Source organism: Mesorhizobium norvegicum (assembly GCF_004919685.1).
GTDB classification, from domain to species: Bacteria; Pseudomonadota; Alphaproteobacteria; order Rhizobiales; family Rhizobiaceae; genus Mesorhizobium; species Mesorhizobium norvegicum.
The window spans coordinates 11,319-24,289 of the sequence record NZ_SMYZ01000065.1; the positions used below are offsets into that span (position 1 = coordinate 11,319).

The following is a 12,971-nucleotide window of genomic DNA, read 5'->3' on the forward strand; positions in this document are numbered from 1 at the left end:
AATGCCTCGTTCAGGACGCCATGGCGCGCGCCAGGATCGCTTCCTCGTTGATGCCGGCTCCGGTCAGCTCGCCCGAAATGCCGCCATTGCGCAGCACCAGAACGCGTTCGGCGTTCATGATCAATTCGGGAATCTCCGAGGAGATCATCACCACCGCCACGCCTTCGCCGGCGATGCCGCGCAAAATGGCGTAGATCTCGGCCTTGGCGCCGACGTCGACGCCGCGCGTCGGCTCGTGCAGCACCAGCACGCGGGGATTGGTGACCAGGCTGCGCCCGAGGATGATTTTTTGCTGGTTGCCGCCCGACAAGGTCGCCAGCTTTTGGCTCAGATGTGAAATGCGCGCGTCGAGCCGCGCGACCTGCGCGCGGGCCTCGCGGCGCACGGCACCACGCCGCATGAAGCCGACCATCGAGAAGCGCGGCAGCGAGGCCGAGACGACATTGTTGGCGACGCTCATCGACAACAGCGCGCCGGCGCCACGCCGGTCGGCCGGCACCAGCGCCATGCCGTTGCGGATCGAGGCTTGCGGGTCGGTGGCACGCAATTCCTTGCCGTCTATGGTGACGCGGCCGCTGCGCTGGCACAGGCCGAACAGCGCTTCGCCCAGCATGTCCTTGCCGGAATCCGGCAGGCCGCCAATGCCGAGGATTTCGCCGGCGCGGGCATGAAAGCTCAGCCTGTCCAGCCCCGGCGCGGTCAGCTTCTCGACGGACAGCACGATTGCCGCCTCATCCGACCGCGCTTCAGGCTGCAGCGACCATTGCGCCGCCGTGTCGAGGTCGCGGCCGACCATGGCGCGGATCAGCCGGTCCTCCGACAGGCCGTCATTGTCGATGGTCTCGATGGTGCGGCCGTCGCGCATCACAGTGATGCGGTCGGCAAGGTCGAGCACTTCCTTCAGATGGTGCGAGACGTAGATGACGGTGACGCCTTCGCCGCGCAACTGCTTGACGATTTCGAACAGCCGCTCGCTCTCGCGCTTGGACAGGGCCGAATTGGGTTCGTCGAGCACCAGCACGCGGGCGCGCTGGCGGATGGCGCCGGCGATCTCGACCAGTTGCATCTCGGCCACCGACAGGCGCGAGACCTTCGTGTCGGGATCGAGCGCGCCCATGCCGAGCCGTGTGAGTGCCGCGCGTGCCTCGCGCCGCATCTGGTCGCGCGGCACGAAGGACAGCGACGAGCGCGCCGCCATGTCCGACATCATGATGTTCTCGGCGATGGTCAGCGTCGGGCAGAGCGCCAGTTCCTGGTAGACCACGGTGATGCCGGCGGCGCGGCTGGCCAGCGGCGAGGCAATGGTGGCGCGGCTGCCGTCGATGCGGATTTCGCCGCCGTCCGGCTGCAGGTCGCCGGCCAGGATGTTCATCAGCGTCGATTTGCCGGCGCCGTTCTCGCCGATGACGGCATGCACCTCGCCGGCGCGGAAGCCGACGGAAATGCGGTCGAGCGCCAGCACGCCGGGGAACCGCTTGGTCAGTCCGGAGATCTCGACGATGGGGGCAGGGGTCTGTTGCTCTGTCATTGGCTGGCTGGCGTCAGGCGGCTGCCGGCAAAGACCGGCAGCCGCGCGACGCTTGCTTGTTACTTCTTGGCCACCTCGGCGATGTTTTCCTTGGTGTAGATGCCGACGCCGGTGTCGACATTGTTGATCGGCTGGCCCTTGAGGAACTGCACGATCAGGTCGACCGCGGCAAAGCCCTGCTTCTCCGGCGCCTGGTCGATCGTGGCGTCGACATTGCCGTCCTGAACCAGTTGTACGGTCTGGTCGAGCAGGTCGAAGCCGACCACCTTGACCTTGTCTGCAGCCTTGTTGCGTTCGACCCACGTGCCGGCGGCGGGCGTCGAGCAGCATTCGAGCGACAAGACGCCTGATATCGACGGATTGGCGAGCAGGGCGTTCTCGATCGCCGCGTAGATCTTCTGCGGGTCGGTGCCGGTGTTGAGCGTCGAGACCACCTCGATGCCGGGCTCCGCCTTCAGTGCCTCGCGCGCGCCCTTCTCACGGTCGAGCGACCACTGCGCGGCGGCGTCGATAGTGGTGATCATCACCTTGCCCTTGCCGCCCAGCACCTTGGCCATCAGCTTGCCGGCCTCGCGGCCGGACTGAATGAGGTCCTGGCCGGCGAAGGCCAGCCGCTTGCTCTCCGGATTGTCAGTGTTGAAGGTGACGACCGGGATGCCGGCGGCGATGACGCGGTCGATCACCGGCGCCAGCGCGTCGGTGGAGACGGAGGAGATCGCCAACCCGTCCATCTTGCCCATCAGCGTCTCGATCTCCGAGATCTGGCCGTCGGCATCGGCGCCGACAGGACCGATGAACTGAGCGCCGACCTTGTCCTCCTTGGCGGCGCGCTCGACGCCGGCCTTCATGAACGGCGCGAATTCGTTGGAGACGTCATGGTAGGAAACGTAGATGTCGAGCGGCTGCCCAGCGTCGATCTTGGCCTTGATGCGCGGCGCCAGCGTAAAATCGGCGAGCTTGGATTCGGCGTGCGCCGACAGCGGAAACAGACCGAGCGTGGCTGCGAGAATGACGTGTCTGATGTTCATGGATAGTCCTCCCTTTTTGGTTCTGATTGCTTCTGTTTTCTGCACTTAACCCGTTCGGCGCGTGCTCCATTTGTCGATGCCGACCGCGATGATGATGACCAGGCCGATCATCAGTTCCTGCACGAAGGGCGACACGCCGAGCAGCACCAGGCCGTTGCGCATGACGCCGATGATCAGCACGCCCAGAATGGTGCCGAGGATGGTGCCTTCGCCGCCCGACAGCGAGGCGCCGCCGACGATGGTGGCGGCGATGACGTCGAGCTCCAGGCCGAGCCCGGTGCGCCCGGCCTGGCTGGAGGGCAGGAAGGCCAGGCCCAGAATGCCGGCGAGGGCGGCGAGCACGCCCATCAGGATGAAGGCTGATATCTTGACCTTGTTGACGGAGATGCCGGAGACACGCGCGGCCTTGGCGCTGCCGCCGACGGCATAGACGCGGAAGCCGAAATTGGAGAAGGACAGCACAATCCAGGCCAGCACCGCGACGATCACGAAGAACACCAGCTGCATCGGGATGATGGTGAAGAGGTAGCCCTGGCCGATGAAGGAGAAGGTCTGCAGCACATCGGGAAGGGCGCCGTTGCGGGCGTTGACTGTCACCGGCTGGCCGTTGGTCAGGATGAGGGCCGCGCCACGCACGATGGAGAGCATGCCGAGCGTGGCGATCAGCGAGGGCAGGCGGCCATAGGTGGAAAGCACGCCGTTGATCAGGCCGATGGCGACGCCGGTGAGCAAGCCGACGCCGATCGCCGGCAGCAGCGCCCAGCCGGCAATGATCAGCATGCCGGTGGCGAGGCCTGAGAACGCATAGGTCGAGCCGACCGACAGGTCGACCTCGCCGGCGATCAACACGAACGTCATGCCGACCGCCATGATCCCGAGCAAGGAGATCTGGCGCCCGACATTGAGCAGGTTCAGCGATGTCAGGAATCCATCGGTGGCGAAGGACAAAAACAGGCACAGCACGAGCAGCGCGATGAATACGCCTGCCTCGCGCGCCCGCAATAGCCGCGCCATCGTGAATCGGTCCGTGGCTGGCGCGCGCGCGCCGGTCCTGACCGCATCGGCCATACAGCATCCTCCCTGCGCGTGGCCCGCCGGTCCTCACCAGCGTGGCCACTCCTCCGTTTCGTCGACCCGAGCCGAGCTCGTGCGCGGGCCGTTGCTTCAGAGCCGGCCCCAAACTGATTCAGGACCCGGCTCTATCTCCCTGTTCGGCCGTGATTTTTCGGGAATCCGCTTCCGGCTCCCTGGATCGTGGCCGGGCGTGGGCTGGCCGCCCATACCCTGTATTTGCAGCGTCAGGACGCCTTGCGGAAGGAACCTGCCGGCACCTTGTGCATCTCGTCAAAATTTCCGTAGTCGCGCACCTTCTTGAACGGCGCGTTCTCGACGGCGTTGTAGGAACAGATGTAGCCCCAGCGATAGGTGTCCGAACGGTTGGCATCGGAGCGGTGCAGCAGATTGCCGTCGAAAATCAGCGCGTCGCCGGCTTCCATCTCGACATAGATGTGCTCGAAGCGCTTCAGCGCCGCGTCCAGGTGCTCCTGCTCGACATTGGTCTGGTCGTTCTCCCGGATATGATTGAGACGGCCGAGCTTGTGCGTGCCTTTCAGCACCTGCAGGCAGCCGTTCTCGCGCGTCGCCTTGTCGAGCGCGACATAGATGCTCATCATCTCCGGCGCCAGGCAGCCGTAATTGTACCAATAGCCGAAATCCTGGTGCCATTCCCAGGCGCCGCCTTCATTGGGCTGCTTCATTGTCATCTTGTGGCTGTAGAGATAGATCGGCTTGCCGACGGCGGCCTCGGCCAGATCGACCATGCGTTCGTCGCGGGCCAGAAGACCGTATTTGTCGTCCTCGGCCTTGGTCCACATCTTCAGAAGGGTGGTCTTGCCCTCCTTGTCGCCCTTGGCCATCACGGCGCCGCTCTTGTTCTCGGCCTCGAGCTGCTTGCGGGCGTGGTCACGGAAATCCTCCACTTCCGCGACGCTCAGCAGTCCCCTGCGGATAATGTACCCGTCGCGGGCGTAGAGCTCGGTTTCCTGCTTGGTCATCGCCAACATCGTCTTGCCTCCCTGGTCTATCGGGGCCGCCGCCGGCGCAAGGCGCCTGGAAAGCCCGCAAAACTCGGGGGATCCGGCCTCTGCCTGCCGAAATCCCATCCTCTTGAGAGCGACCATAGCGACGCCGGGCAGCGAACAAAATGGACAGCAAGGCACTTGTTTTGTATAAAACGCGCATGATGGCAAAGACGTCGGTCTTCGAGAGTTTCCACTATGTGCCGGCGGCCGGATGGACGCGCACGGCGTTCAGCGTGCTGCGTGCCGGCAAGGTCGCAGCGGCGCCCGATTACCGCATCGAACGGCCCGTCTACCCCGGCCAGGACATCCTCTATTGCCTGTCTGGCCGGGGTTTCGTGGAGACGCTGGGGCAAAGGCTGGAGGTGCGTGCCAACCAGCTGGTGTGGATGGCCAACGAGGCGCCGCATGTGCACGCGGCCGATCCGGCCGATCCCTGGACCTTGCTCTGGTTCAGGCTCGACGGGCCCGATCCGGCCATCCTTCGGCGCAAACTGTTCGGTGAAGGGATATTGCGGACCGTGTTTACGGAAGGAACCGGCCCGGCGCCATGGTTCGAGCGGCTGTTCGCGGCGTTGCGGCGGCGCGACGCCGGGCTCGACCTGCGCCTCAACCAGCTGGTCGCCGAATTCCTGCTTCTGGTCGACCGTGCGGTGAACGGCGCCGGCAACGACGATCTGCCGAAGCCGCTTGCTGCCGTGCTCGACGCCATGCGCGCCGAGCCCGGTTCCGCCTGGGCGGCGCCGGAGCTCGCCACTGTCACCGGCCTCGGCGCCTCGCAGATAAGGCGGCTGTTCCAGAAGCATCTGCGCACCAGCCCGCACCAGTGGCTGATGCGCGAGCGGCTGATGCAGGCGCAGTCGCTGCTGGTGCAAGGCGACCAGCCGCTGGCCGAAGTGGCCGAGGCCTGCGGCTTCTGCGACGTCTATCATTTCGGGCGCGAATTCAAACGCTCGGTCGGCATCTCACCGGCCGCCTGGCGGCGCAGCGAACTGAGCGCGGCGCCGGGGCGTTAGGATAGTCGATACTTACGAATCCTTTCAGGCGGTTGGGCGTGGCTGTTCAGGTTTTGACTCCGCGCGTCTTGAGAATCTCCTTGCCTTGAGCAACATGGCGGCGATGCCTGAGGCGCGAAAATGAACAAGCCGATTTCCACCATATCGCCGCGCAAGGCGCCGATGGCGCTGACCGAGGACCTCGTCGCCCGCACCATGCGCGCGGTCGAGGATGCCGGGCCGACGCCGGGCATGGTCTACATGACCGATGCGGACTATGCGCGCATCCGCGACGAGATCCTGGCCAGCGCACCGGCCGGGCCGCTGAAGCTGTTCGCCTATGGCTCGCTGCTGTGGAAGCCGGCCGGCGAGGTAAGGGGCGGCGAACGCGCGGTGGCGACGGGCTGGCACCGTTCGTTCTGCTTCACGGTGCAGCGTTTTCGCGGCACGCTCGATCAGCCCGGCCTGATGATGGCGCTCGACCGTGGCGGCCAGTGCCAGGGCATGGTGTTCGAGATCGCCGAGCCGGTGGCGGCAAACCTCGAAGCGCTGCTGCGCCGCGAAATGACCATCCTGCCGGCTGTCAACGTACCGCGCTGGCTGCAGGTCAGGACCGAAGGCGGCCTCTGCCGCGCGCTCGGCTTCGTCGTCGATCCGGCCAATCCGCGCTATGCCGGCAAGCTCGACAAGCAGGCGATCGCGGCGACGCTGGCGACAGCCGTCGGCCATTGGGGATCGGGCGCGGAATATCTGTTCGAGACGATCCGCCACCTCGACGCTTGCGGCATCCGCGACCGCAATCTGTGGCAATTGCAGGCGCTGGTGGCCGAGGAGATCGGGCGGGCGTTCACCCGTCCCTGAGCCACACCAGCATTTCACCGGCTTCGCGGTTGTCCCAGGCGAAATAGGGAATGGCGGTCAAGCGGGTCTGCGAGGTGGCCGGCGGCTCGGGCCTATAGAGCCCGCTTTGCCAGCCGTCGGCGGCATCGGCAAGTGCTGTAGCCGACAGCGTCACCACGCCGCCGAGAAGCTCCGGCCGGTGCTGCGCTTCGACGCTGGCCGTCCTCGGCAGCGTCACGCGATGCGGCTGACTGTCATTGTCCGTCGCCTCGACGCAGTAGATCAGCGGGCCGCGCGACAGCGCGACGCGGCCGGCATCCTGGCGCACCTGCGGGTTGGCATAGAGCCGCTCGATCGGCATTTCGAGATCGAGCCGGACCTGGTCGCCCTTTTTCCATGTCCGCCGGATCGCGGCGTAGCCGTCGCTGGTGACATCCGCCAGCTTGACCGCCTCGCCATTGATCTTGAGCGCCGCGCCAGTGCTCCAGGCCGGGATGCGCAGGTGCAGCGTGAACGCTACCGGCGCCTGCGGTTCAACCGTGATCTCGATAGCGCCATCCCAGGGATAGCGGCTCGCCTGCGTCAGGCTGACCGCGGTGCTGCCAATGTCGAAGCGGGCGGCGGAGTCGCCGTAGAGGTGCACGGCCAGCGCATCGTCGGCCAGGCTGTAGAAATAGCTGCCGATCGAGGCGACCATGCGCCCGATATTGGGCGGGCAGCAGGGGCAGCGGTGCCATTTCCAGCGGTTGTGGGTGCCCCGGCTTTCCAGTGGGTTTTCGTAGAAGAACAGCGAGCCGTCGAGCGACAGGCCCGAGATCGAGCCATTGTAGAGGGCGCGTTCCATCATGTCGGCGTAGCGGGCGTTCGGCCCCATGCCGAGCATGCGGCTGGCCCAGAACACCAGCCCGACAGAGGCGCAGGTCTCGGCATAGGCGGTCTCGTTGGGCAGGTCGTAGTCGCTGGTAAAGCCCTCATTGTGCGCCGACGGACCCAGTCCGCCGGTGATGTAGAGGCTCTTGGTGGTGAGATCGTCCCACAGAAGGTCGAGTGCTGCCCGCAGCGTGTCGTCGCCATATTCGGTGGCGATGTCGGCCATGCCCGAATAGAGATACATTACCCGCACAGCATGGCCGACAACCTTGTCCTGCTCGCGCACCGGTCTGTGCGACTGATTGTATTCATAGGTCTTGAAATGATAGGCCTTCGGGTCGGCGCCGCGGGCGCGCGCCTCCTCGTCGAAATAATGCGGTTGCTGGCCGCGCTGGTCGATGAAGTATTTCGCCAGCTCCATGTACTTCTGCTCGCCGGTCACCCGTGCCAGCTTGACCAGCGCCAGCTCGATCTCCTCATGGCCGCAATAGCCCTTCTTCTTGCCGGGCTCAGGGCCGAGCACCGAGGCGATATGGTCGGCGTAGCGGCACATGATGTCGAGCAGCTTGCGTTTTCCCGTCGCCTGGTAGTAGGCGACCGCGCCTTCGATCAGGTGGCCGGCGCAATAGAGCTCGTGGCAGTCGCGCAGATTGGTCCAGCGCTTGCCGGGCTGGATGCGCTGGTACCAACTGGAGAGATAGCCGTCCTCTTGCTGCAACTTGCCGTACATGTCGATGACGGCATCGATCTTCTTCTCCAGTTCGGGGTTCTTGCGCCGGTAGAGCGAATAGGCCGCGGTCTCGATCGTCTTGCCGAGATCGGAATCCCAGAACATCTGCGTGGTCACCGTCGATCCCGTGAATTCCGCACCCTGGCGGTCGGCCTCATCTGGGGAAGGCGAGTGGAAGGGGATGACGATTCCGGGCGAGGGCCGGTCCGGATCGATCTGCTCCAGCATGCGCGCCTCGACGCAGCGCTCGTAGAGGATGTCGGCGGTGCGGGTGGCGACCGCGTCGGCACGGTCGCCCCAGAAGCCGTGCACGTCGACCTGCGGCACCGGCAGCGGGCGGAAGGCGAGTTTCGGCTTGGCTTCCAGCTTGGCCGTTTTTGCGGTTTGCGATGCGGTCATGAAACTTACTCCATTCGGTCGATTACTTGACGGCCCCGGCCATCAGGCCGCGGATGTAGAAGCGCTGCAAAGCGAGGAACAGGATCAGGCACGGTACCATCATCACGGTGACGCCAGCCTGTACCGCGCCCCAGTCGATGGCGCCGAAGCGGCCCGACTGCAGCGCGGTCATCATCACCGGCAGCGTGAATTTGGACTGGTCGGTCATCAGCACGAGAGCTGCGAGGAATTCGTTCCAGGCGCCGAGGAAGGCAAACAGCGCGATGGTGACGACGCCGGGCCAGACCAGCGGCAGCATCACCTTCAAAAGCATGGTGAGATTGCTGGCGCCGTCCATGCGGGCGGCTTCCTCGATCTCGCGCGGCACCGCGTCGAAGGCGTTGCGCATCATGAAGATCGAGAACGGCAGTTGCAGCGTCACATAGACGCCGACCAGGCCGGTCAGCGTGTTGTGCAGGCCAAGCTTGGTCAGCACCAGGAAGATCGGCGTCAGGATCGACTGGAACGGGATCATGATCGTCGACAGGATCAGGATAAAGAACAGGTCCTTGAACGGAAACCGGAAGCGCGAAAAGCCGTAGCCGGCCAGCACGCTGACGATGACCGACAGCACCACGGTCATCACCGAAACGTAGATGCTGTTTTGCGCCGAGACCCACAGCCCGTCGCCGAAGCTGTTGAGCGTGGCATAGTTCTCCAGCGAGAAGCCCGATGTTGGCCAAGGCGGCAGCGGCGGCTGGCGCGCTTCCTGCGCCGGCTTGAACGCCGACAGCACCGCCCAGACGATCGGCGCCGCAAACAGCACCGAGGCGATGATGCCGGTCGAATGCTCGCCGATGCGGGCGGCGAGCCGGCGGTTGCGGGAGGCGGCCTGCGCCATCAGTCGAGCCCCTCGGGCTTGCGCAGCAGCCACAGCTGGACGAGGCTGAGCGCCACCAGGACCACCAGCAGCACCATCGACAAAGCCGCGCCATAGCCGAGCTTGAACGACACGAAGGACTGGTTGAAGATCCAGTAGACCGCCGTCAGCGTCTGGTTGCGCGGGCCGCCGCGCAGGATGATGTAGAACTGGTCGAAGGCGAGGATCGAGCCGGCGACCGACAGGATCAGCGCCAGCGCCAGCGTGCGGCGCATCAGCGGCAGGGTGATCGCCCTGAACCTGGCGAATGGACCGGCGCCGTCGATGACGGCCGCCTCCTGCAGATCCTGCGGGATCGATTGCAGGCCGGCCATCAGGATGATCATGGTGAAGCCGGCGACCTTCCAGACGACCATGGCGATGATCGACCAGAAGGCCGGCTGGAAGGTGGCCAAAAGGTTGAACTTCCTGTCGATCAGGCCGAGATCGTAGGCGGCCGGGCTGAACAGGCCGGAATCGACATTCAAGAGCCATGACCAGAGCAGGCTGGCCGAGGCGAAGCCGACCACCGCCGGCATGAAGAACATGGTGCGGTAGAGATTGGTCAGCGGCCGCGGCCGTTCGACGAACAGCGCCAGCGGAAACGCCACCACGAAGATCGCGATGGTGACGATCACGGTGTAGTAGGCGGTGAAGCGCAGCGCGTTCCAGAACCTGGTGTCGCGCAGGATGGCGACATAGTTGCCGAGGCCGATGTAGCTGTGCTCGCCCATCAAGGGCCAGTTGTGCAGCGACATCCACGCCGTCATGCCAAGCGGTATCAGGAAGAAGACGACGACCAGCGCGACAGCCGGCGCGACATAAAGCAGGCCTATCCACTGCCGGCGGCTGGCGCCGGCGCGTTTTCCGAGGCGTGGCGGCGCGATGGTTGCATCTGTGATGATGGTCATGGCTGTTCCCTTGGCGCTGCGTCCCCCTCCCCCTTGAGGGGAGGGTCCGGCCGAAGGCCGGGGGTGGGGTCGTCTCTGCAGCGCGCCGACGAAAAAGGAACGTCGAGCACTGCCGGGACGACCCCACCCGGACCTGCGGTCCGACCTCCCCTCAAGGGGGAGGTGGGGTTGGCGCTTATTTCTGCGGCGCCTGGTCGATGATCGACTGCATCGTCTCTTGTGCGTTCGATATCGCGCCGTCGACATCGTCGCCGAAGAAGACCTCGTTGATCATCTGCGTCCACGGCCCGTTGGCGGAGTTGATCAAATCGTTGAACACCACCGAATAAGGCGTGCGGCCCTTGGCCATGGCCTCGGCTGCGATCTGATAGCGCGGGTCGAGATCCCTGAGCGCTTCCTTGGCGATGTCGCCGCGCACCGGCAGGCTGCCGTATTTGGCCAGGATCGTCTGGCCCTCGAGCGAATAGGCGAAGTCGAGGAACTCCTTCACCACGGGCAGTTTCGTGGTGCCCTTGGTGACGACGAAATTGTCGCCGCCGGCAAAGGACGACCAGCCGCTATCCTTGCCCGGCAGGAAGGTGACGCCGTAGTCGATATCGGGATACTGGGTGTTGAGCGCGCCGATGGCGAAGGCGCCGGACGGCGAGATGCCGATATTGCCGGCGGCGAAGGCGGCAAAGAAGTTGGCGCCGGTGTCGGTCTGCGCACCTGCCGGCACCAGATCCTTCTTGACCATCGAGCGGTAGAGATCGATGGCGCTGCGCAACTGCGGACTGTCCAGCGTCGCCTTCGAGCCGTCCTCCGAGAGGATGTCGCCGCCAGACGCCCAGATCAGCGGGGTGAAGGTGAAGATGTTGCAGCCGCCGCAATTGCCGGAGAAGTAGAAGCCCTTGATGTTGCCGCCGAGCACGTTGACCTTCTCGGCGTCGGCCGCGATCTCGGCCCAGTTGGCCGGGCCCTTTTCAGGGTCGAGGCCGGCCTGCTTGAACAGTTTCTTGTTCCAGATCAGCACCGAGGCGTCGGCGGAGAAGGGCAGGCCGTAGATGTGGTCCTTGTAGGTGCCGGTCTTCACATGCGCCGGCGACAGGCTGGCGAAATAGGGCAGGGACTTGGCCCAGTCGGTGATGTCCTCCAACTGGCCGGCAGCGGCGAAGGAGGGCGTGTAGATCAGGTCGAGCGACAGCGCGTCGGGCGCCGTGCCGCCGGCGGCGGCAGCGCCATATTTCGGGATGATCTCGGCATTGGGGATGATGTCCAGCTTGACCTGGTTGGTGTGCGCCTTGTTGTAGGCGTCGACGATCCTCGGCATGAAATTCGAGCCGTCGGCGCGCACCCAGATGTTGGCCGTCTCGGCGGCGGCAGTGCCGAGACCGCTACCCAGAACGGCAGCGGCCAGGGCCAGCTTGGCAATCAGGTTCCTCATGTTCTCCTCCTCCAGGGTTGGCCGCGCTCCGCGGCTTGGCGCCGATCACGCGGCGCTTCGTCTTCAGCCATCCAGCGGATGGCCGCATGACTGCCGCACCACCAGCCGGCACGGCAGTTTTCGAATGCCCGGCGCGGCGGGCTTGCCGCCGACCAGCGAAAGCAGGGTCAGCCCGGCCTCGCGCCCGAGTGCGACCAGGTTCATGTCGACAGAGGTCAGCGGCGGGCGCGTCGCCTCGGCCACGATCTCCCAATTGTCGAAACCGATGACGCCGACATCGCCGGGAACGCTCAAGCCACGCTCGCGCAAGGCATCGATGACGCCGCGCGCGATCTGGTCGTTGCCGCAAAAGACGGCGTCCGGCCTCTCGCTCTTGCCGTCGAACAGCCGCGCCACCGCCTCGTGGCCCCAGGCTTCCGACCAGGAGCCGAGCAGCGGCTCGGTGACCGGCAGGCCGTTTTCGATCAGCACGTCGCGGTAAGCCTGGGCGCGGGCGTGCACCACGGCAAAGCTTGCCGGTCCGGTGACGTGCGCAATGCGCTTCCAGCCCAGCCGGCACAGATGCTCGACCGCCAGCCGGGCGCCCTCGGCATCGTCCGAGACGAAGGCGATGGCGTCGGGATCGGGCTGCGTGAAGGCATAGATCACCGGGACGCGCAGATTGCTGAGATCGACCGGCAGATGGCGGTCGATGCGCTTGCCGGTGGCGATGATGCCGTCGACGCGCTTGTCGAGCATGGCGTCGACATGCATCTGGCCAAGGCGCGGATCTTCTTCGACATTGCACAGGAACACCGAGACGCCATTGTCGACCAGCGCGTCCGAAATGCCCGACATCAGCGGCAGCGAGAAGCGGCCATAAGTATCGTTGGTGAGCAGGCCGACGGTGAAGCTGCGCCGCCTGAGCAGGCTCTGCGCCAGGCTGTTGGGCCGGAAGCCGAGACGCCGGGCCGTCTCGCGAATGCGCTCGCGCGTCTCGGCCGTCATGCGCCCCTGGTCGTTGAGTGCCTTCGAGGCGGTGGCGACGCTGACGCCGGCCTGCGCGGCCACGTCACGCAAGGTGACTGGCTTGGAAAAGACAGGAACTGGCTGATCGTCCGATGGCATCGCGCCGAGAATCCTTAGTTGGGAAAAGGTTTTCTCTTAAAATCCGAAAAAAGACCCGGCACGTGGCCGAGCCCGATCGAAACTGTTTGGAAAAACCTTTTCTCAACTCGAGGCTAAGCCAGATCGGGAGGTCGTTCAAGGGGAAAAGTGGTTTGGATCAGGGA

At 65.1% G+C, this 12,971-nt stretch carries 11 protein-coding genes; 2 read left to right on the forward strand and 9 right to left on the reverse strand.

What is annotated here, in order from left to right:
• Nucleotides 1-10: 10 nt before the first annotated feature.
• The 4 genes from FCU66_RS26120 to FCU66_RS26135 form a co-directional block, all read right to left on the reverse strand.
• Entirely contained in the window at nucleotides 11-1,528 is a 1,518-nt protein-coding gene (locus FCU66_RS26120) for a sugar ABC transporter ATP-binding protein (RefSeq protein ID WP_136616341.1), read from the reverse strand.
• 59 nt (nucleotides 1,529-1,587) lie between these two features.
• Complete coding sequence (locus FCU66_RS26125; RefSeq protein WP_136616342.1) at nucleotides 1,588-2,556, reverse strand: sugar ABC transporter substrate-binding protein; 969 nt, start codon at nucleotides 2,554-2,556, stop codon at nucleotides 1,588-1,590.
• Nucleotides 2,557-2,601: 45 nt separating this feature from the next.
• The gene (locus tag FCU66_RS26130; RefSeq protein WP_136616343.1) at nucleotides 2,602-3,624 is read right to left on the reverse strand and encodes an ABC transporter permease; all 1,023 of its coding nucleotides are present in this window, start codon (nucleotides 3,622-3,624) and stop codon (nucleotides 2,602-2,604) included.
• Nucleotides 3,625-3,854: 230 nt separating this feature from the next.
• On the reverse strand, nucleotides 3,855-4,619 hold the full coding sequence (locus tag FCU66_RS26135; protein WP_109661350.1) for a phytanoyl-CoA dioxygenase family protein: 765 nt from the start codon (nucleotides 4,617-4,619) through the stop codon (nucleotides 3,855-3,857).
• A 176-nt stretch (nucleotides 4,620-4,795) separates the two neighbouring features.
• Between FCU66_RS26135 and FCU66_RS26140 the strand changes: the two genes are divergently transcribed.
• Together FCU66_RS26140 and FCU66_RS26145 are read left to right on the forward strand one after the other, a co-directional pair.
• Nucleotides 4,796-5,650 (forward strand): AraC family transcriptional regulator, encoded by an 855-nt coding sequence (locus FCU66_RS26140; protein ID WP_246094012.1) that lies wholly within the window; start codon nucleotides 4,796-4,798, stop codon nucleotides 5,648-5,650.
• A gap of 120 nt (nucleotides 5,651-5,770) precedes the next feature.
• Complete coding sequence (locus tag FCU66_RS26145; RefSeq protein ID WP_136616345.1) at nucleotides 5,771-6,490, forward strand: gamma-glutamylcyclotransferase; 720 nt, start codon at nucleotides 5,771-5,773, stop codon at nucleotides 6,488-6,490.
• Here the strand turns inward: FCU66_RS26145 and FCU66_RS26150 are convergent.
• From FCU66_RS26150 to FCU66_RS26170, 5 genes are all read right to left on the reverse strand, one after another.
• A complete protein-coding gene (locus FCU66_RS26150) occupies nucleotides 6,477-8,468 on the reverse strand; it encodes a glycoside hydrolase family 127 protein (protein WP_136616346.1) in 1,992 nt (663 codons plus the stop codon). The two genes, FCU66_RS26145 and FCU66_RS26150, sit on opposite strands and share 14 nt — an antisense overlap.
• 22 nt (nucleotides 8,469-8,490) lie before the next feature.
• Nucleotides 8,491-9,348, reverse strand: coding sequence for a carbohydrate ABC transporter permease (locus FCU66_RS26155; protein WP_136616347.1), 858 nt, complete (start codon nucleotides 9,346-9,348; stop codon nucleotides 8,491-8,493).
• On the reverse strand, nucleotides 9,348-10,277 hold the full coding sequence (locus FCU66_RS26160; protein WP_136616348.1) for a carbohydrate ABC transporter permease: 930 nt from the start codon (nucleotides 10,275-10,277) through the stop codon (nucleotides 9,348-9,350). The genes FCU66_RS26155 and FCU66_RS26160 overlap by 1 nt, the downstream gene beginning before the upstream one ends.
• A gap of 175 nt (nucleotides 10,278-10,452) precedes the next feature.
• Nucleotides 10,453-11,700 (reverse strand): ABC transporter substrate-binding protein, encoded by a 1,248-nt coding sequence (locus tag FCU66_RS26165; RefSeq protein WP_136616349.1) that lies wholly within the window; start codon nucleotides 11,698-11,700, stop codon nucleotides 10,453-10,455.
• Nucleotides 11,701-11,763: 63 nt separating this feature from the next.
• On the reverse strand, nucleotides 11,764-12,807 hold the full coding sequence (locus tag FCU66_RS26170; RefSeq protein ID WP_136616350.1) for a LacI family DNA-binding transcriptional regulator: 1,044 nt from the start codon (nucleotides 12,805-12,807) through the stop codon (nucleotides 11,764-11,766).
• Nucleotides 12,808-12,971 lie beyond the last annotated feature (164 nt).

What these genes read in the sequence shown, in the direction of transcription:
- FCU66_RS26135 (WP_109661350.1), bottom strand. Translation starts at nt 4,619, where the DNA reads ATGTTGGCGATGACCAAGCAGGAAACCGAGCTCTACGCCCGCGACGGG.
- FCU66_RS26120 (WP_136616341.1), bottom strand. Translation starts at nt 1,528, where the DNA reads ATGACAGAGCAACAGACCCCTGCCCCCATCGTCGAGATCTCCGGACTG.
- FCU66_RS26170 (WP_136616350.1), bottom strand. Translation starts at nt 12,807, where the DNA reads ATGCCATCGGACGATCAGCCAGTTCCTGTCTTTTCCAAGCCAGTCACC.
- FCU66_RS26160 (WP_136616348.1), bottom strand. Translation starts at nt 10,277, where the DNA reads ATGACCATCATCACAGATGCAACCATCGCGCCGCCACGCCTCGGAAAA.
- FCU66_RS26140 (WP_246094012.1), top strand. Translation starts at nt 4,796, where the DNA reads ATGATGGCAAAGACGTCGGTCTTCGAGAGTTTCCACTATGTGCCGGCG.
- FCU66_RS26125 (WP_136616342.1), bottom strand. Translation starts at nt 2,556, where the DNA reads ATGAACATCAGACACGTCATTCTCGCAGCCACGCTCGGTCTGTTTCCG.
- FCU66_RS26155 (WP_136616347.1), bottom strand. Translation starts at nt 9,348, where the DNA reads ATGGCGCAGGCCGCCTCCCGCAACCGCCGGCTCGCCGCCCGCATCGGC.
- FCU66_RS26165 (WP_136616349.1), bottom strand. Translation starts at nt 11,700, where the DNA reads ATGAGGAACCTGATTGCCAAGCTGGCCCTGGCCGCTGCCGTTCTGGGT.
- FCU66_RS26145 (WP_136616345.1), top strand. Translation starts at nt 5,771, where the DNA reads ATGAACAAGCCGATTTCCACCATATCGCCGCGCAAGGCGCCGATGGCG.
- FCU66_RS26130 (WP_136616343.1), bottom strand. Translation starts at nt 3,624, where the DNA reads ATGGCCGATGCGGTCAGGACCGGCGCGCGCGCGCCAGCCACGGACCGA.
- FCU66_RS26150 (WP_136616346.1), bottom strand. Translation starts at nt 8,468, where the DNA reads ATGACCGCATCGCAAACCGCAAAAACGGCCAAGCTGGAAGCCAAGCCG.